This is a genomic window from Paraburkholderia phymatum STM815 (assembly GCF_000020045.1).
GTDB lineage: Bacteria > Pseudomonadota > Gammaproteobacteria > Burkholderiales > Burkholderiaceae > Paraburkholderia > Paraburkholderia phymatum.
Map to the genome: position 1 here is coordinate 1,689,610 of NC_010623.1, position 18,702 is coordinate 1,708,311.

11 protein-coding genes are annotated in these 18,702 nt (G+C 62.5%); 8 read left to right on the forward strand and 3 right to left on the reverse strand.

Going from position 1 to position 18,702, the window contains the following annotated elements; translation table 11 throughout:
• The first annotated feature begins 120 nt into the window (after positions 1–120).
• From BPHY_RS23255 to BPHY_RS23270, 4 genes are all read left to right on the forward strand, one after another.
• Complete coding sequence (locus BPHY_RS23255) at positions 121–4,977, forward strand: NAD-glutamate dehydrogenase (protein ID WP_041765276.1); 4,857 nt, start codon at positions 121–123, stop codon at positions 4,975–4,977.
• A 135-nt stretch (positions 4,978–5,112) separates the two neighbouring features.
• A complete protein-coding gene (gene selD / locus BPHY_RS23260) occupies positions 5,113–6,174 on the forward strand; it encodes a selenide, water dikinase SelD (RefSeq protein WP_012403909.1) in 1,062 nt (353 codons plus the stop codon).
• A gap of 43 nt (positions 6,175–6,217) precedes the next feature.
• Positions 6,218–7,144, forward strand: a complete 927-nt coding sequence (locus tag BPHY_RS23265) for a cation diffusion facilitator family transporter (protein WP_012403910.1) — start codon at positions 6,218–6,220, stop codon at positions 7,142–7,144.
• A gap of 250 nt (positions 7,145–7,394) precedes the next feature.
• Positions 7,395–8,462, forward strand: a complete 1,068-nt coding sequence (locus BPHY_RS23270) for a purine-nucleoside phosphorylase (protein ID WP_012403911.1) — start codon at positions 7,395–7,397, stop codon at positions 8,460–8,462.
• A gap of 24 nt (positions 8,463–8,486) precedes the next feature.
• Here BPHY_RS23270 and BPHY_RS23275 read toward each other — a convergent pair whose 3' ends face one another.
• The 3 genes from BPHY_RS23275 to BPHY_RS23285 all read right to left on the reverse strand — a co-directional run bounded on the left by BPHY_RS23275 (position 8,487) and on the right by BPHY_RS23285 (position 11,338).
• Positions 8,487–9,578 carry an IS630 family transposase gene (locus BPHY_RS23275; protein ID WP_012402527.1) on the reverse strand — a complete coding sequence of 364 codons (1,092 nt, stop codon included), beginning with the start codon at positions 9,576–9,578 and terminating at the stop codon, positions 8,487–8,489.
• A 252-nt stretch (positions 9,579–9,830) separates the two neighbouring features.
• On the reverse strand, positions 9,831–10,142 hold the full coding sequence (locus BPHY_RS23280; RefSeq protein ID WP_012403912.1) for a DUF4148 domain-containing protein: 312 nt from the start codon (positions 10,140–10,142) through the stop codon (positions 9,831–9,833).
• A 191-nt stretch (positions 10,143–10,333) separates the two neighbouring features.
• Positions 10,334–11,338 carry a LysR family transcriptional regulator gene (locus tag BPHY_RS23285; protein WP_012403913.1) on the reverse strand — a complete coding sequence of 335 codons (1,005 nt, stop codon included), beginning with the start codon at positions 11,336–11,338 and terminating at the stop codon, positions 10,334–10,336.
• 195 nt (positions 11,339–11,533) lie between these two features.
• Between BPHY_RS23285 and BPHY_RS23290 the strand changes: the two genes are divergently transcribed.
• From BPHY_RS23290 to BPHY_RS23305, 4 genes are all read left to right on the forward strand, one after another.
• Positions 11,534–12,388 (forward strand): alpha/beta hydrolase, encoded by an 855-nt coding sequence (locus BPHY_RS23290; RefSeq protein WP_012403914.1) that lies wholly within the window; start codon positions 11,534–11,536, stop codon positions 12,386–12,388.
• 35 nt (positions 12,389–12,423) lie between these two features.
• Complete coding sequence (locus BPHY_RS23295; protein WP_012403915.1) at positions 12,424–13,713, forward strand: efflux RND transporter periplasmic adaptor subunit; 1,290 nt, start codon at positions 12,424–12,426, stop codon at positions 13,711–13,713.
• A gap of 70 nt (positions 13,714–13,783) precedes the next feature.
• Positions 13,784–16,969 (forward strand): efflux RND transporter permease subunit, encoded by a 3,186-nt coding sequence (locus BPHY_RS23300; RefSeq protein WP_012403916.1) that lies wholly within the window; start codon positions 13,784–13,786, stop codon positions 16,967–16,969.
• A 14-nt stretch (positions 16,970–16,983) separates the two neighbouring features.
• A complete protein-coding gene (locus BPHY_RS23305; RefSeq protein WP_012403917.1) occupies positions 16,984–18,549 on the forward strand; it encodes an efflux transporter outer membrane subunit in 1,566 nt (521 codons plus the stop codon).
• Positions 18,550–18,702: the final 153 nt, after the last annotated feature.

Below are 18,702 nucleotides of genomic sequence, written 5' to 3' on the forward strand. Positions count from 1 at the left end.
CTTCTGTCACGCGCGCGAGCAGGCATGTTCGATGTGCGCGTGCACAATCCGTTTCCGCGCAACGGGTGCATAATGCGCTTCAGTCGATGCAGCCGATTGTCGCCCCAAGCGGAGGACGTCATGCAAGCGAAAAACGAAGAAGCCGTTGCCCATCTGCTCAACGATGTCGTCGAATTCGCGCGAGGACGATTGCCCGAGCCCGCATTCGCAGCCGTCGAGCCGTTGCTGCGCCACTACTACGATTTCGCCGACGCGGACGACCTGCAAAGCCGCGGCATCGCCGACCTCTACGGCGCCGCGATGGCGCACTGGCAAACGGCGCAGCGCTTCGTGCCGGGCAGCGAACGTTTGCGAGTCTATAACCCTATTCTCGAACAGCACGGCTGGCATTCCGATCACACTGTCATCGAAATCGTCAACGACGACATGCCGTTTCTGGTGGACTCGGTTGCCATGGCCGTGAACCGTCAGGGGCTCGCGCTGCATTCGGTTCTGCATCCCGTGTTTCGCATCTGGCGCGGCAAGGATGGCGGCATTGAGCGCATCGCACCCGGTGGCGCATCGAGCGATGACGGCCAGTCGCAACTCGCGTCGTTCATTCATTTCGAAGTGGACCGTTTCGGCGACGCGGCAAAACTCGATGTATTGCGCAACGAGATCGCGAAGGTGCTCGGCGACGTGCGCGCGGCCGTCGAGGACTGGCCGAAGATCGTGGAGATCGCGCGCACCACCATCCACGACATGGCCGCGCGCGAGACCAGTCCCGAAGGCGTCGAAGCGCGTGCGTTCCTCGAATGGATGGTCGCGGACCACTTCACGTTCCTCGGCCAGCGTGACTACGAACTCGTCAGCCATGATGGACAGTACGGCTTTCGCGGTCTTGCCGGCTCGGGGCTGGGCATTCTGCGCGAGTCGTCGCGGCCGCAAGGCGCGTCCGACGTGACGCCGTTGCCGCCTGCTGCCGCCGATATCATCGCGGGCGCAGCCCCCATCTTTCTGACCAAGGCCAATTCGCGCGCGACCGTGCATCGTCCCGGCTATCTCGACTATGTGGGCGTGAAGCTGGTCGGGCCGGACGGCAAGATCAGCGGCGAGCGGCGCTTTATCGGCCTGTATACATCGACCGCTTATACGGCGTCGGCCTCCGAAATTCCGATCGTGCGCCGCAAGTGCGCGAACATCGTGCGGCGCGCCGGCTTCCTGCCGAAGGGACATCTCGGCAAGTCGCTGGTGACGGTACTGGAAATGTATCCGCGCGACGAGCTGTTCCAGGCCGACGAGAACGAACTCTATGACACGGCTATGGGCGTGCTGCGTTTGCAGGAGCATCAGCGCACACGCATCTTCTTGCGGCGCGACCGCTTCGACCGCTTCGTGTCGTGCCTCGTGTTCGTGCCGCGCGACAAGTACAACACGGATTTGCGACGGCGCATCGCGAAGCTGCTGATGAGCGCGTTCAACGGCACGAACGTTGAATTCACGCCGCTGCTGTCCGAGTCGACACTCGCGCGCATTCACTTCGTCGTGCATGCGGAGCCGGGGGCGATGCCCGATGTCGACATGCGCGAACTCGAAGCGCGGCTGATCCAGGTGTCGCGCCGCTGGCAGGACGATCTTGCCGACGCGTTGCTCGATGCATTCGGCGAAGAGCAGGGCAACCGTCTGTTGCAGCACTACGCGGATTCGTTTCCCGCAGGCTATCGCGACGACTATCCGGCGCGCACTGCCGTGCGCGACATCGAACTGATCGAGCGCGTGCAGGGCACGGGGCACATCGCGATGAATCTGTACCGGCCGATCGAAGCCGGTCCGCGCGCGTTCCGCTTCAAGGTGTATCGCGTGGGCGAGCCGATTGCGTTGTCGCGCAGCCTGCCGATGCTCGAGCATCTCGGCGTGCGCGTCGACGAAGAGCGGCCGTATCTGATCGAAACGCCGGGCGCCGCGCCAGCATGGATTCACGATTTCGGCCTCGAACTCGCCGACGATAGCGAGTTCGACATCGAGCGCGTGAAGGGTCTGTTCGAAGATGCGTTCGACCGCGTCTGGACGGGCGATATCGAAGACGACAACTTCAATCGCCTCGTGCTTCGCGCGCAACTCAGCGCGCGCGAAGTGACCATATTGCGTGCGTATGCGAAGTATCTGCGCCAGGTCGGTTCGACGTTCAGCGACGCTTACATCGAACGCGCGCTGACGGGCAATCCCGCCATCGCGCGCATGCTCGTCGAGCTGTTCGTCGCGCGCTCCGATCCGGCGCCTGCCACGTCGCGCGACACGCGCGTCGAGCGGCTTCTGAAGACGATCGAAAGCGCGCTCGACGAAGTGCCCAATCTCGACGAGGACCGCATCCTGCGCCAGTTTCTCGGCGTCATCAACGCGACGCAACGCACCAACTACTATCGGCGCGAACCGAACGGCAAACCGCGCCCGTACCTGTCGTTCAAGTTCGACCCCGCGAAAGTGCCGGGCCTGCCCGAGCCGAGACCCATGTTCGAAATCTGGGTGTATTCGCCCCGTGTGGAAGGCGTGCATCTGCGCGGCGGGCGCGTCGCGCGCGGCGGCTTGCGCTGGTCCGACCGTCGCGAGGATTTCCGCACAGAAGTGCTCGGCCTGATGAAGGCGCAGATGGTGAAGAACGTGGTGATCGTGCCCGTGGGATCGAAGGGCGGCTTTGTCGTGAAGAATCCGCCGCCGCCGACGGATCGCGAAGTGTGGATGCGCGAAGGCGTCGCGTGCTACCAGACGTTCTTGCGCGGTCTGCTCGATCTCACCGACAACCGCGTGGGCGGACAGATCGTGCCGCCGCCCGACGTGGTGCGCCACGATCCCGACGATCCCTATCTGGTCGTCGCCGCCGACAAGGGCACGGCCACCTTCTCCGACTACGCCAACGCAATCTCGCAGGAATACGGTTTCTGGCTCGACGACGCCTTTGCATCGGGCGGTTCTGTCGGCTACGACCACAAGAAGATGGGCATCACGGCGCGCGGCGCATGGGAGTCGGTGAAGCGCCACTTCCGCGAAATGGGCGTCGATACGCAGACGACGGACTTCACCGTGGTCGGCGTTGGCGACATGTCGGGCGACGTGTTCGGCAACGGCATGCTGCTGTCGCAACACATTCGTCTGATCGCCGCATTCGATCACCGCCACGTGTTTCTCGACCCGAACCCCGATCCGGCGACGAGTTTCGCCGAGCGTCAACGGCTCTTCAGTCTGGACCGTTCGAGTTGGGCCGACTACGACCCCGCGCTGATCTCGGCGGGCGGCGGCGTGTTCGCGCGCACGGCGAAGACGATTCCGCTTTCGCAGGCGGTGCAATCTATGCTCGGCATCAACGCGCCCGCATTGTCGCCAGCCGAGCTGGTGCGCGCAATTTTGCAGGCGCCCGTCGATCTGCTCTACAACGGCGGCATCGGCACCTATGTGAAGGCGAGCCGGGAGACGCATGCGCAGGTCGGCGACAAGACGAATGACGCCGTGCGCGTGAACGGTTGCGATCTGCGCTGCAAGGTCGTCGCGGAGGGCGGCAACCTGGGCTTTACGCAACACGGGCGCATCGAGTTCGCTCAGCACGGCGGCCGCATGAATACGGACGCCATCGACAATTCGGCCGGCGTCGACTGCTCGGACCACGAAGTCAACATCAAGATTCTGCTCGGCCTCGTGGTTGCCGACGGCGAGATGACGGAGAAGCAGCGCAACGCGTTGCTCGCCGAAATGACGGAGGAGGTAGGCCTGCTCGTGTTGCAGGACAATTACTATCAGACCCAGGCGCTGTCCATTGCAGGCCGCTACGCTGCCGAACTGTTCGACGCGGAAATGCGCATGATGCGTTATCTCGAACGCGCGGGCCGGTTGAATCGCGTGATCGAATTTCTGCCTTCCGAAGACGAAATCAACGAACGTCTCGCCGCAAAGCAGGGTTTGACGTCGCCCGAGCGCGCCGTGCTGCTCGCTTACAGCAAGATGTGGCTCTACGACGCGCTGCTCGAATCCGACGTGCCGGAGGATGCGCTGGTGTCGGGCATGCTGACGGAGTATTTCCCAAAACCGCTGCGGCAGCGCTTCAATGAGCCCATGCATCGTCATCCGCTGCGCCGCGAGATTCTGGCTACGCACCTGACGAACGCGCTCGTCAATCGTGTCGGCTGTGCGTTCGTGCACCGCATGATGGAAGAGACGGACGCGAAGCCGGGCGACATCGTGCGCGCGTGCATCATCGCCCGCGACGTGTTCGATCTGAATGACGTATGGCGCAATATCGACGCGCTCGACAATCGCGTCGCCGACGACGTGCAGGCAAGCATGTTCGTCGAAATCACGAAGCTGCTGGAACGCGCGGCGCTGTGGTTCCTGCGGCATCTGCAGTCCGGCGAAGTGACGAACGGTGGTGTGACGGCCTTGATCGCACGTTGCCGGGATGCAGCGCAACGGCTCGCGCCGCAATTGCCGATGCTGTTGCCCGCCGCGGAACTCGAAGCGCTGTCGGAGCGGCAGCGCGTGCTCGTCGATGCGGGCGTCGACAGCGAGCTTGCGGTGCGCGTGGCGAGCGGCGACATTCCGGCTGCGCTGCTCGATATCGCGGATGTGTCGGCGACGACGGACCGCAGTCTCGAACTCGTCGCGGGCGTGTACTTCGCGCTGAGCACGCAGCTGAACTACGGTTGGATCGGCGAACGCGCGGCGTCGCTGCCGACCTCGACGCATTGGGACGTGATGGCGCGTGCCGCCGCGCTCGCCGAGTTGGCGCGCCTCAAGCGCGTGCTGACGACGAGCGCACTGACGGAAGCACGCGAGGCAACGACTGCGGAGGGCGTCGTCGAAACATGGCGCGCAAAACGCGAGGATGCGCTCGCGCGGTATGCGCAACTGCTGACGGACTTGCGTGCGGCGGGCGGCGCGAGTCTGTCGATGCTGCTCGTGATCGTGCGGGAAATGGCGACGCTCGAACGCCGTCAGGTGTCGGCGAGCTAGCCCGCGGGCGAGCTTCGACTCAACGCGCCGTCGTCGTGATGACGACGGCGCGTTTTTCTTTGCAGGGACCGCATCGACAGCGCAGCGGCGGATTGCCGGATAATAGTGAGATCGACCCACCGTCACTTCATCATCATGAACGAACCTGCTGTCACCTCCAACGTTCCTCGCCTCACGAGCCTGTCGCATGGCGGCGGCTGCGGCTGCAAGATCGCGCCGGGCGTGCTGTCCGATCTGCTGAAGCGCAACCTGCCGAGGCCGTCGTTTCCCGATCTGCTGGTCGGCACGGAAACGTCGGACGATGCCGCCGTGTATCGCCTGAACGACGAGCAGGCGATCATTGCGACGACCGACTTCTTCATGCCGATCGTCGACGATCCATACGACTTCGGCCGCATCGCCGCGACCAACGCGCTTTCCGACGTCTATGCAATGGGCGGCAAGCCGATTCTCGCGCTCGCGCTGGTTGGCATGCCGATCAACGTGTTGCCGCACGACGTGATCGCGGCCGTGCTGCGCGGCGGGGAGGACGTGTGCACACTGGCGGGCATTCCCGTCGCGGGTGGCCATTCGATCGATTCCGTGGAACCGATCTACGGGCTCGCCGCGCTTGGTGTCGTGCATCCGAAGCGCGTGAAGCGCAATGCGTCGGCGCAGGCGGGCGATGTGCTCGTGCTGGGCAAGCCGCTCGGCGTCGGCGTGCTGTCGGCGGCACTCAAGAAGAACCAGCTCGATGAAGCGGGCTACGCCGCGATGATCGCCGCGACGACCAAACTGAACCGTCCGGGCGCGGAGCTGGCCGCACTCGACGGCGTGCATGCGATGACGGACGTGACGGGCTTCGGTCTGCTCGGCCACACGCTGGAACTCGCGCGCGGCGCGCAACTGACGGCACGCGTGCGTTACGCGGATCTGCCGTGGATTGCGGGCGCCGAGGCGTTTGCCGCAGCGGGTGTATTCACGGGAGCGTCGGGCCGCAATTGGGCGTCGTATGGCGACGACGTGCGTCTTGCCGGCGCGCTGCCCGATACGGCACGCCCGTTGCTGACCGATCCGCAGACCTCGGGCGGGCTGCTCGTGTCGTGCGCGCCCGCGGCCGTCGACGACGTACTCGCCATCTTCCGCGCGGACGGCTTCGAGCGCGCAGCGGTGATCGGCGAACTGCTCGACGGCGCGCCGCGCGTCGAAGTGATGTGATCGTTCTTCCATCCATTCGCGTCACGATCAACCAGAACAGCCAATGAAAGAAGAATCACCGAAGGCCATTTTTTACGCGCTGGCGGCGAACCTGGGCATCGCCGTCTGCAAGTTCGCGGCGGCAGCGTTCACGGGTTCCGGCTCGATGTTCGCCGAGGCGATTCACTCGACGGCCGATTGCGGCAATCAGGTGTTGCTGCTGTTCGGACTGAAGCAGGCGCGCCGACCTGCGAGCCTGCTACATCCGCTCGGCGCAGGGCGCGTGATTTACTTCTATTCGCTGATCGTCGCGCTGCTGCTGTTTTTCGTGGGCGGCGTGTTTTCGGTGTATGAGGGCATCCATCGTCTGATGGCGCGCGAGCCGCTGTCGCACGCGTATATCGCGCTGGGCGTGCTTGGCGTGTCCGTCGTGCTCGAAACGTTCTCGCTGATGGGCGCGATCCGGGAAATACGCAAGACCAATCCCGACAAGTCGATGTGGCGCTGGTTTCGCGAAACGCGCGAATCCGAATTGCTCGTCGTGACGGGCGAAGACGTGGCCGCGCTGCTGGGCCTTGCGATGGCCTTCGTGGCCGTGCTGATGACAATGATCACGGGCAACCCGATGTACGACGCGTGCGGTTCCATCGGCGTCGGTGTGTTGCTGATGGTGATTGCGCTTCTGGTGGCGCGCGAAGTGAAGTCGATGATCATCGGCGAATCGGCGAGCCCGGAAGTGCGGCGCGCAATCGAGGCGCATCTGCGCACGCGCAAGGAAATTCGCAGCATCATCAATCTGATCACGCTGCAATGGGGACGCCATGTGGTCGTCGCGGTGCAGGCGGAAATGATCGACTATGAAAGCGGCCGGGCGATGGTCGATGCGATCAATATCGTCGAGGCGGACTTGCAGGAGAAGTTTCCGCAAGTGCGCTGGGTGTTTTTCGAGCCGGACGTGCCGAGAGTGAGAACCGAGGCTTCGCTGGATTGATCTTGCTGCGCAGCTCACGGACCCGCGAATGGTGCAAATGATGCATCGCTCGCGGGTCTTTTCGTTTTTGCATTCACCTTTTCGCGCTGCCGTTTCGTATCTGCTTTTATGCGGATCGGCTAATCGTATCGGCAAGTGGAATTAGCCAATGGAAAACAATTCGATGCCACCTATACTATGCTCCGCCCGGTTACGCGAGGGCATGCATTCCATTTCCAATCTTTTAACGCGCTTAAAGAAAGGACTTGTCATGGTAACTCGCACGGTAGGCGCATTGACGGCTCTGGCATTGGCCGCATGCACGGCCATTTCGCCGCTGGCCAATGCGCAGGACGACGGTTTCGCGCAAGGCAATGGCGAATCGCACGGCCGTCCCGTCAAGGTAATGATCATTTCGATGTTCGGACCGGAAGGGCAGGTTTGGCTCGATAAACTTGGGCCGTGGCAGGACATTCCCGTCGCCGGTCTGTCACCCGATTATCCGAACATTCATTGCAACAAGCAGGACATCTGCGTGATGACGACGGGCATGGGACACAGCAATGCCGCCGCGTCGACGATGGCCCTCGCGTTCTCGTCACGCTTCGATTTGCGTCACACCTATTTCATGGTGGCGGGCATCGCGGGCATCGATCCGATTCAAGGCACAGTGGGTTCGGCTGCATGGGCCCGATATCTCGTCGACTTCGGCATTCAATGGGAAATCGATGGACGCGAAATTCCCGCTGGCTGGAATACGGGTTACCTCGGCATCAATACGAAAAGCCCCACAGAAAAGCCGCCGCTCGATTACCGCACGGAAGTCTTCCAGTTGAATACGCGCCTTGCCGATACGGCTTTCGCACTGTCGCGCAACGTGGTGCTGTCGGACAACGCGCAAGCGCAAGCGGCGCGCGCCAAATACACCTATGCGCCGGCCAACCGTCCGCCCACCGTCATTCAGTGCGACACGCTGGCGGGCGATACATGGTGGTCCGGCACGAAGCTGGGCGAGCGCGCGCGCGACTGGACGAAGATTCTGACGGACGGCAAGGGCGTCTATTGCACGACGCAACAGGAAGACAATTCGACATACGAAGCGTTGAAGCGCGCGGCGAGCGTGCATCGCGTCGATTTGAATCGTGTGGCCGTATTGCGCGCGGGCTCGGATTTCGACCGCCCTTATGATGGACAGACGAGCGCGGACAATTTGCTCAACTATGCCGCTCAAGGCGGCTTCACGATCGCGCTAGAGAACCTGTACCGCGCGGGCAATCCGCTGGTTCAGGACATCGTCACGCATTGGGGCGAATGGCGCAACGGCGTGCCGCAGCGTTGATGTCGTGTTGGTGATGTCGCAGCGCTAGTGTTCCGTTCCGCTGATTCGCGAACAAAGTCTGTGTAGCTTTTCGAGGATTGAATCAGCGGAGGCGGTCCAGATGAATGGTTTGCAGTTTTCGTTGTAGTGGGAAACGAACTGATCGATGCGTCTGATCAGTTGCTTGACCGAACCGAACGAACCGCGCCGGATGGCCTTGTCAGTGATCAGCGCGAAGAAGCGTTCGACCTGATTAAGCCATGAACTGTAGGTGGGAATGAAATGCATGTGCCAGCGAGGACGCGCTGCCAGCCATGCCTTGACCTTCGGGTGCTTGTGACTGCTGTAGTTATCGACGATACAGTGCACGTCGAGTTCGGCCGGCACTGCCTTGTCGATTTCGCGCAGGAACGACAGGAATTCCTGATGTCGATGACGCGGCTTGCAGGTGGCGAGTACGGCACCGTTGAGCACGTTCAGTGCCGCAAACAAAGTGGTGGTGCCGTGACGAACATAATCGTGCGTGACACCTTCGACGTAGCCGAAACCCATCGGCAGCATGGGTTGCGTACGCTCAAGGGCCTGACACTGGCTCTTCTCGTCGACGCACAATACCAGTGCGTTCTCCGGCGGACTCAAGTAGAGGCCGACCACGTCGCGCAATTTCTCGATGAAGAATTGATCAGTCGAGAGCTTGAAGCTTTCGCTGCGATGCGGCTGCAGACCCAGCAGCTTGAAGTAACGGTGCACACTCGTCGGCGAGATGGCAGTTTCGGCTGCAATTGTGCGCACGCTCCAGTGCGTGGAGCCATCCGCAGGCTTGGTGTGCAGGGTCTTGTGGATCAGCTGAGCCAGTCGCTCATCGTCGATCGTGCGCGGCTTGCCGGGGCGTACTTCATCATAGAGTCCGTTGATGCGCTGCTCCAGGAATCGCAGACGCCACTTGCCCACCGTGGCGCGTGTGAGTTGCAGGCGCTGCGCGATTGCGCTGTTGGGCTCCCCGTCAGCCGCCGCCAGTACAATGCGCGCACGCGTGACCAGCGCAGCCGAAATCGAGCGGGAACGTGCTATCGAGATCAGTTGCGAGCGCTCGTCTTCGCTCAACTCCAACTCGGCCTTCGGTCGTCCCATCGGCATGTTGACGTCTCCCGTTCCGTTGACGTCAACATGCTACGCGAACATAGATCAGTTAACAACGGAACGGGACACTAGTACCGCAAAGCGCTCAATCGCTTGATGCGATTGGGCGCTTTGTCTTTCAGTGCACGCTCGAGCTCAATGCGAGCGATAAGGTGTCCAGACGGGAACGTCCAAACCCCAGTCATCGAGTTCCGATGGGCTCATGTTCGACTCCTTCGATAAAAAAGAAACACGCTTGTTGAGCGCGAGTTACTGACCGCGAGCGACGCGCACGTTGCCGTCGCCGCTTTGCGCGTCGAGGCGTTCGGCTTGCGTGCGGCCAATCAGGCCTTGTTCCGGATACGAAGTCTTGTTCAGCGAAGGCAGCGTGCCGTCGCGATAGGCATCCGCGACTTCGGCACGCACTTCAGCGCGCGTCTTCGGCGCCGATGCGCTAGCCGAATGTTGCCACCATTGATCGTTGTACGATCCTGCGCGGCCGATGCCACCGCCGCCGCCGGCAAACGCCGGTGCGCTGACGAGCAGCGAGAGAACAAGACCTGCCAGCAGATTGCGCTTCATGATTCACTCCCGTCGATTCTGATCCGTTTGCCGCGCCGTCTTCGTCAGGCGCTGCGACAGGGTGAAATGTAGGCTTTGACGTGCGGGCGATAAACCCGACTTTCATGAAATGAATTGTCGCAATTTCAGAACAATCGCGGTGCGGTGCCGCGATCGTTCTCTCGCCTAAAGCCCTTGGAGGCAATGTGGCTTTAAGCAACCCATTCGGTCATAACGGGCGTATTGAGATCGGGCGCCGACTCTTTCTGCTCGAACGTGCGTTGCGTGCAGGTTTTGTCGAGGCTCGCGCGGCCGCTCAATAGCGGACAACGATCGAAAATTTCCGCGATCCAGTCGACGAATACACGCACTTTCGACGAGAGGTGCCGGCTGTGCGGATACACCGCGGAAATCGGCATCGGCAGCGGCTTCAGGTCGGGCAGCACTTCGACGAGCTGGCCCGAACGCAGATGCGGCAGCACCATGAAGAGCGGCGGCTGAATCAGGCCGAAGCCTTCGAGTCCGCAAGTCACGTACGCATCCGCGTCGTTGACGGACACCACGCTCTTCATCTTCACCTCAATTTCCTTGCCCTCGACGAGAAACGACCAGTCCATCACGCGGCCCGTGCGGCTCGAAAAATAATTGACCGCCTTGTGCTGCTCGAGATCGTCGAGCGTCTGAGGAATACCCGCCCGCTCAAAATATGCAGGCGCCGCGCACGTTACGCCTTCGAATAACCCTATGCGGCGTGCGACCAATGACGAATCCTGCAGCGCGCCCACCCGCACGACGCAGTCGACGCCTTCCTGCAGCAGATCCACCGGGCGGTCGGACAGACCGAGTTGCAGATCGATATCCGGATACTTTGTGTGGAATTCGCATAAAGCGGGAATCACGAGCAGGCGTCCGATCGATCCCGGCATATCGATGCGCAGCTTGCCATTCGGCTTCTTGTTGCCGCTCTGGAAGCTCGCTTCCGTCTCCTCGACATCCGCGAGAATGCGCACGCAGCGCTCGTAATACGCAGCGCCGTCGGGCGTCAGCGACAGACGGCGCGTCGTGCGGTGCAAGAGGCGCGTGCCGAGAAACGCTTCGAGATTCTGGATGATCGTCGTGACGGAAGCGCGGGGAAGATCGAGCGTTTCCGCAGCCCGGGTGAAGCTGTTCGTGTCGACGACCCGGGTGAACACTTGCATGGCCTGGAGCCGGTCCATTGCAAACCTCCGAATGAGCCGGAGCACTGTGAAGCATCCGCTTTAGCCCGCTAAGCGAGGCTAAAGGCGCCGAATAAAGGCATTCGATTGTTCAGGTGCACCGAATTGTGTTGCCGGATTATAGGCATTTATTTGGAAGTCTGCTGACGCCACAATTCGCACCATTCGATAGCTTCGCGCATTGCGCTGTTCGACATGGATGCATTCAACCCGCGCCACACCTTTGTCCCGCCCGGCACGAGCGTTGGCGACAACGCCGCGTTGCTCGACGTCACCGACGTCCAGATCGAAGGCTACGCGCAGGACGTCACGTTGCGCCTTTACCGGCGTGCCGCCGCGAAGAGCGGCTTGCCGATCCTGCTCTTTTTTCACGGCGGAGGTTTCGTGCGCGGCTCGATCGAAGAAGCCGATTACGCCGCGCGTTATTTCGCGCAGCATACGCCGGCACTCGTCGTGTCTGTCGGCTATTCGCTCGCGCCGCAGTTTCCGTTTCCGGCCGCGCCTGAAGACGCGCACCGCGCGGCGCTGTGGGTGCAGACGCGCGCACGGGCGTTCGGCGGCAACACGAAAAAGATCGGCGTGGCGGGCCATGATGCGGGTGGCTCGCTCGCGAATTGTCTTGCGTTCATCGGCCGCGATCGCGGGGATGTGCGGATCGAAGCGCAAGCATTGTTCGGACCGATGCTCGACCCGAGCCTCACGCGTCTCGGCGACGAGAAGCGCCTGAGCTCGGACATCACGGCGAGCGAATGCGCGGCGTGTTATCGCGCGTATCTGCCGCAGGCTTCGCAACGGATGCATCCGTATGCGGCGCCGCTCGAATCGGTGCGGCTCAAAGGCTTGCCCGCGACATTGATCGCCACCGCGCAGAACGACGTGTTGCACGTAGAAGCGGAGAAGTACGCGAGCAATCTGATCGACGCGGGCGTGCAGACGCAGGTGGTCCGATATCCGAGCGTGTCGCACGCAGCATTGGCCAATCATCCGGCGGCACTGCTCGAGGCGGTCCGATTTTTCCAGTGGCGCTTCGACGAGCGCGCCCTCCGATAAACAAACTTCTATTAACTAAATTTCCGGAGTCTGACATGTCTGTTTTTCCTCTCTCTCGTTCGAAGCTGGCGGTTGCGGCGCTGGCCGTGATCGTCATCGCGGGCCTCGGCACGTTCGGCGCGATCCGCGTGGATGCACGCTCAGCCGGGCAATCCGCGCCGACCATCGTGCCGGAAGTCGACGTCGCGACCGTCATTCAGAAAACCATCACCGACTGGCAAAGCTATTCGGGCCGTCTTCAGGCAGTGGAAAAGGTCGAGGTGCGCCCGCTCGTCTCTGGCACCATCGTGTCCGTGAACTTCCAGGACGGCGCGCTCGTGAAGAAGGGCGACGTGCTCTTCGTGATCGATCCGCGCCCGTATCAGGCGGAAGTCGATCGCGCCGCGGCACAGCTCGCCGCTGCGCAGTCGCGCGCAGGCTACGCGCAAAGCGACTGGGAGCGTGCGCAACGGCTGATCGGCGATAGCGCGATTGCCAGGCGCGATTACGACGAGAAGCAGAATGCGGCGCGCGAAGCGAACGCGAATGTGAAGGCCGCGCAAGCGGCGCTCGAAGCGGCGCAGATCAACCTCGGCTATACGAAGATCGTCGCGCCCGTGTCGGGCCGCGTGTCGCGTGCCGAGATCACGCTCGGCAATGTCGTGAACGCGGGCGCGAGCGCCGCGCCGCTGACGACGCTCGTGTCGGTGTCGCCGATCTACGCGGAGTTCGACGCCGACGAGCAGACGTATCTTCAGTACATCAGCCAGGTGAAGAGCGACAGCAAGGTGCCCGTCGAACTGGGCCTCGCGAACGAAACGGGCTATTCGCGCAAGGGCACGATCCAGTCGGTCGACAACCGGCTGGATACGTCGTCAGGCACGATCCGCGTGCGCGCACGTTTCGACAACGCTGACGGCTCGCTGGTCCCAGGCCTCTATGCACGCGTGAAAGTGGGCGGCAGCGAGCCGCATTCGGCGCTGCTGATCGACGATGCGGCGATCGGCACGGACCAGGACAAGAAGTTCGTGTTCGTCGTCGACAAAGACGATCACGTCGGCTACCGCGAAATCCAGTTGGGCGATCTGCAGGGCAGTCTGCGCGTCGTCAAGGGTGGGCTGCACGCGGGCGACCGCATCGTCGTGAACGGCACGCAGCGAGTGCGCCCCGGTGCGCAGATCCGGGCGCACATGGTGCCGATGGACGCAGGCAATGGGAACAGCGCGCCCGTCGCCGACGACGCGCAGGCGGACAAGCAGGCGCAACTCGACGGATCGAAGCAGCACGCCGAACCGCAAAAGCAGGCACAGGCGCAGCCGCACGCGAAGACACGCAAGGATTCGTGAGCGTTCGACGCACACACACGTCCTTCGATGCATGCGCAAGACGTAAGCGCTCCAACATCAAGAGCTTCACATGAACATATCCAAATTCTTCATCGACCGGCCGATCTTCGCTGGCGTGCTATCGGTCCTGATTCTGCTGGCCGGTCTGATCGCCGTGTTCCAGTTGCCGATCTCCGAGTATCCGGAAGTGGTGCCGCCTTCCGTCGTGGTGCACGCGCAGTATCCGGGCGCGAACCCGAAGGTGATCGCGGAAGCTGTCGCGTCGCCGCTCGAAGAGCAGATCAACGGCGTCGAAAACATGCTGTACATGCAGTCGCAGGCCAATAGCGACGGCAATCTCACGCTGACGGTCACGTTCAAGCTCGGCACGAATCCCGACCTTGCGACGCAGCTTGTGCAGAACCGCGTGAACCAGGCGCTGCCGCGTCTGCCCGAAGACGTGCAGCGTCTCGGCGTGACCACGATCAAGAGCTCGCCGACGCTGACGATGGTCGTGCACCTCATCTCGCCGAACGACCGTTACGACATGACCTATCTGCGCAACTACGCGCTGCTCAACGTGAAGGACCGTCTCGAGCGGATCAAGGGCGTCGGGCAGGTTCAGCTGTGGGGCGCGGGCGACTACTCGATGCGCGTGTGGCTTGATCCGCAGAAGGTCGCGCAACGCAATCTGACTGCAATGGAAGTGGTCAGCGCGATTCGCGAGCAGAACATTCAGGTCGCGGCGGGGGTGATCGGCGCATCGCCTTCCGTGCCGGGCACGGCGCTGCAACTGTCGGTGAATGCGCGGGGCCGCCTGAAGACGGAAAGCGAATTCGGCGACATCGTCGTGAAGACGGCGCCCGATGGAGCCGTCACCTATCTGCGCGACATCGCGCGCATCGAACTCGCTGCTTCCGAATACGGCCTTCGTTCGCTGCTCGACAACAAGCCGGCGGTTGCAATGGCGATCAACCAGTCGCCGGGCGCGAACTCGCTGCAGATTTCCGACGAAGTTCGCCAGACGATGAAGGAACTCAGCGCGGATTTCCCGGCGGGCGTCGAATACCGCATCGTGTATGACCCGACGCAGTTCGTGCGTTCGAGTATCGAGGCCGTCGTGCACACGCTGCTCGAAGCGATTGCGCTCGTAGTGATCGTGGTGATCGTGTTCCTGCAAACGTGGCGTGCGTCGATCATTCCGCTGATCGCAGTACCCGTGTCGATCGTCGGGACATTCTCGCTGCTGCTCGCCTTCGGCTTCTCGATCAATGCGCTGTCGCTGTTCGGAATGGTGCTCGCAATCGGTATCGTGGTCGACGATGCGATCGTGGTGGTGGAGAACGTCGAGCGGAACATCGAAAGCGGGCTGAGTGCGAGAGATGCGACCTACAAGGCGATGCAGGAAGTGAGCGGACCGATCATCGCTATCGCGCTCACGCTGGTTGCCGTGTTCGTGCCGCTCGCGTTCATGTCGGGTCTGACGGGCCAGTTCTACAAGCAATTCGCGATGACGATCGCGATCTCCACGGTGATATCGGCATTCAACTCGCTCACGCTGTCGCCCGCACTGTCGGCGATGTTGCTGCGCGGTCATGGCGCGAAGGAAGACTGGCTCACGCGTCTGATGAACCGCCTGCTGGGCCGTTTCTTCGCAGCGTTCAACAAGGTGTTCCATCGCGGCTCGGATAGCTATGGCCGCGGCGTGAACGGCGTGCTCAAGCGCAAGGGCGCGATGCTGGTCGTGTATGCGGTGCTGCTGGGCCTGACGGTGCTCGTTACGCGTATCGTGCCGGGCGGCTTCGTGCCGGCGCAGGACAAGGAGTATCTGATTGCGTTCGCGCAGTTGCCCAACGGCGCATCGCTCGATCGCACGGAGAAGGTGATTCGCGACATGAGCGCGATCGCGCTGAAGCAGCCGGGCGTGGAGAACGCGGTCGCGTTCCCGGGTCTGTCCGTGAACGGCTTCACGAACAGTTCGAGCGCGGGCATCGTGTTCGTCGCGCTCAAGCCGTTCGACCAGCGCAAGGGCAAGGCATTGTCGGCGGGTGCGATTGCGGGTGCATTGAACCAGAAGTACGGCTCGATCAAGGACTCGTTCGTCGCCGTGTTCCCGCCGCCGCCCGTGCTGGGTCTCGGTACGTTGGGCGGCTTCAAGATGCAGCTGGAAGATCACGGCTCGCTCGGTTACGCGGAATTGAACAAGGCAACGGAAGCGTTCATCAAGAAGGCGGCGGCGACGCCCGAACTGGGCCCGACGTTCTCGAGCTATCAGATCAACGTGCCTCAGCTGAACGTCGATCTCGATCGCGTGAAGGCGAAGCAGCTGGGCGTGCCCGTGACGGATGTGTTCAATACGATGCAGGTGTATCTCGGTTCGCTGTACGTGAACGACTTCAACCGTTTCGGCCGTGTGTATCAGGTGCGCGTGCAGGCGGATGCGCCGTTCCGTCAACAGGCCGACGACATCCTGCAGCTGAAGACGCGCAACGTGAATGGCGACATGGTGCCGCTGTCGTCGCTGGTGACGGTGACGCCGACCTATGGTCCAGAAATGGTGGTGCGCTACAACGGCTTCACGGCAGCCGATATCAACGGCGGTCCGGCGCCCGGATTCTCGTCGGGTGAAGCGCAGAATGCAGCGGAGCGCATTGCGGCCGAAGTGTTGCCGAAGGGTGTGAAGTTTGAATGGACCGACCTCACGTATCAGCAGATTCTCGCGGGCAATGCTGGCTTGTGGGTGTTCCCGATCAGCGTCCTGCTCGTGTTCCTCGTGCTCGCTGCGCTGTACGAGAGCCTGACGCTGCCGCTCGCGGTGATCCTGATCGTGCCGATGAGCGTGCTGTCGGCGCTGACGGGCGTGTGGCTCACGCAGGGCGACAACAACATCTTCACGCAGATCGGCTTGATGGTGCTGGTGGGGCTGGCGTCGAAGAACGCGATTCTGATCGTCGAGTTCGCCCGTGAGCTGGAACACGACGGACGCACGCCGCTGCAGGCCGCTATCGAGGCGAGCCGCATGCGTCTGCGGCCCATTTTGATGACCTCGATCGCGTTCATCATGGGCGTGGTTCCGCTGGTGCTATCGAGCGGCGCAGGTTCCGAAATGCGTCATGCGATGGGCGTGGCCGTGTTCTTCGGCATGTTGGGCGTGACGCTGTTCGGTCTGATGCTGACGCCGGTGTTCTACGTGGTGCTGCGCACGCTCGCGGGCGGCAAGATTCATGTCGCGCAGAAGGACTCGCCGCATCTCGTCGCGCACACGACGGATGCATGATGGAGAAAACGACAATGAAAAGGTTTGAACAAACCCGCAACCTGAGTGGCTTCGGACGAGCGGCGGCGAGCGCGCTGCTGATGCTGCTGCTTGCGGCGTGCTCGGTGGAGCCGACGTACAACCGTCCCGACGCACCGACACCGTCGGCATTCAAGGAAGCGCCCGCTACGGCCACGACGGGCGACGCAGCAGCCGCGCCGCTGCCCGCGAGCGAAGCGGGCACGTGGAAGACGGCCGAGCCCGCCGAGGACGCGCATCGCGGCGAATGGTGGACCGTATTCGGCGATTCGACGCTCAACGCGCTCGAAAAGCAGGCGGCCGATGCGAATCAGGATCTGAAGGCAGCCGCCGCGCGCGTGCAGCAGTCGCGCGCGCTGACGAACGAGGCGCGCGCCGCGTGGTACCCGTCGATCGATGCAGGCTTCGGTCCGACGCGCGAACGGCTGTCGCCGGCTTCGCAGAACCTGCCTAACAATGCGAACGTGCCGACGCAAACGCTCTGGCGTGCGCAGACTACGGTTGCGTATGAAGTCGACCTGTTTGGCCGCGTGAGTTCGAACGTGCATGCAGCGAGTGCCGACGAGGCGCAGAGCGAAGCGTTGTTCCGCTCGGTGCAGCTTGCGTTGCAGGCCGACGTCGCGCAGAACTATTTCCAGTTGCGCGAGTTCGATACGCAGTTGAGCCTGTATCGTCAGACGGTGACGTTGCGTGAAAACGCGTTGAAGCTCGTCGAGCGACGCTTCAACGAAGGCGACATCAACGAACTGGACGTATCGCGTGCCCGCAATGAACTGGCGACGGCGCGCGCCGATGCTGTCGGCGTCGCGCGTCAGCGTGCGGCATCGGAGCATAGCCTCGCGATCCTGCTCGGCAAGCCGCCTGCGGACTTTACGTTCCCCGAGACGCCGCTCGCGCCCGTGACGGTGCAAGTGCCTGCCGGATTGCCATCTGCGCTGCTCGAGCGTCGTCCGGATATCTCCGCGGCGGAGCGCGGCATGGCGGCCGCGAACGCACGCGTCGGTCTCGCCAAGTCGGCATTCTTCCCGAAGCTCGACATCACAGGTGCATTCGGTTTCGAATCGGCGACGCTCGGAGATCTGTTCATGTGGTCGAGCCGTGCGTTCCTGCTCGGTCCGTTCGCGGGCACCGCGCTGACGGTGCCGATCTTCGACGGCGGACGGCGCAAGGCGAATCTCGCGAACGCGCGCGCGAAGTATGACGAGGACGTTGCGCAGTATCGTCAGCAGGTGCTCGTGGCGTTCCGCGAAGTCGAGGACAACCTGTCGGACCTGCGTCTGCTCGGCGATCAGACGCGTGAGCAGAACAATGCCGTCAACGCCTCGCAGCGCGCCGAACATCTGTCGCAGACGCAATATCAGGAAGGACAGGTCAGCTATCTCGACGTGATCGATGCCCAGCGCCAGGTGCTGCAGTCGCAACTGCAATTGAGTCATCTCGCGGGCACGCAGGCGGTGGCGACCGTCAACCTGATTCGCGCGCTCGGCGGCGGATGGGGCGACGTGAAGACGGATGTGGGCAACGCGGACACGGCCGCGCAGGCGCAACTGGCGAAGCGTTGAGCGCTGCTCGACTGAATCTGGCGATGAGAGGAAGCGGACCCTTGCGGGTCCGCTTTTTTTTGTTCATCGAGAATTCCCCGAAAAGGCGCTGTAAGTCTCTCCGGCGCATAGGCCGCTACGCCCTTACCGGGACGCTGCCAGAGGTTTCTTTGT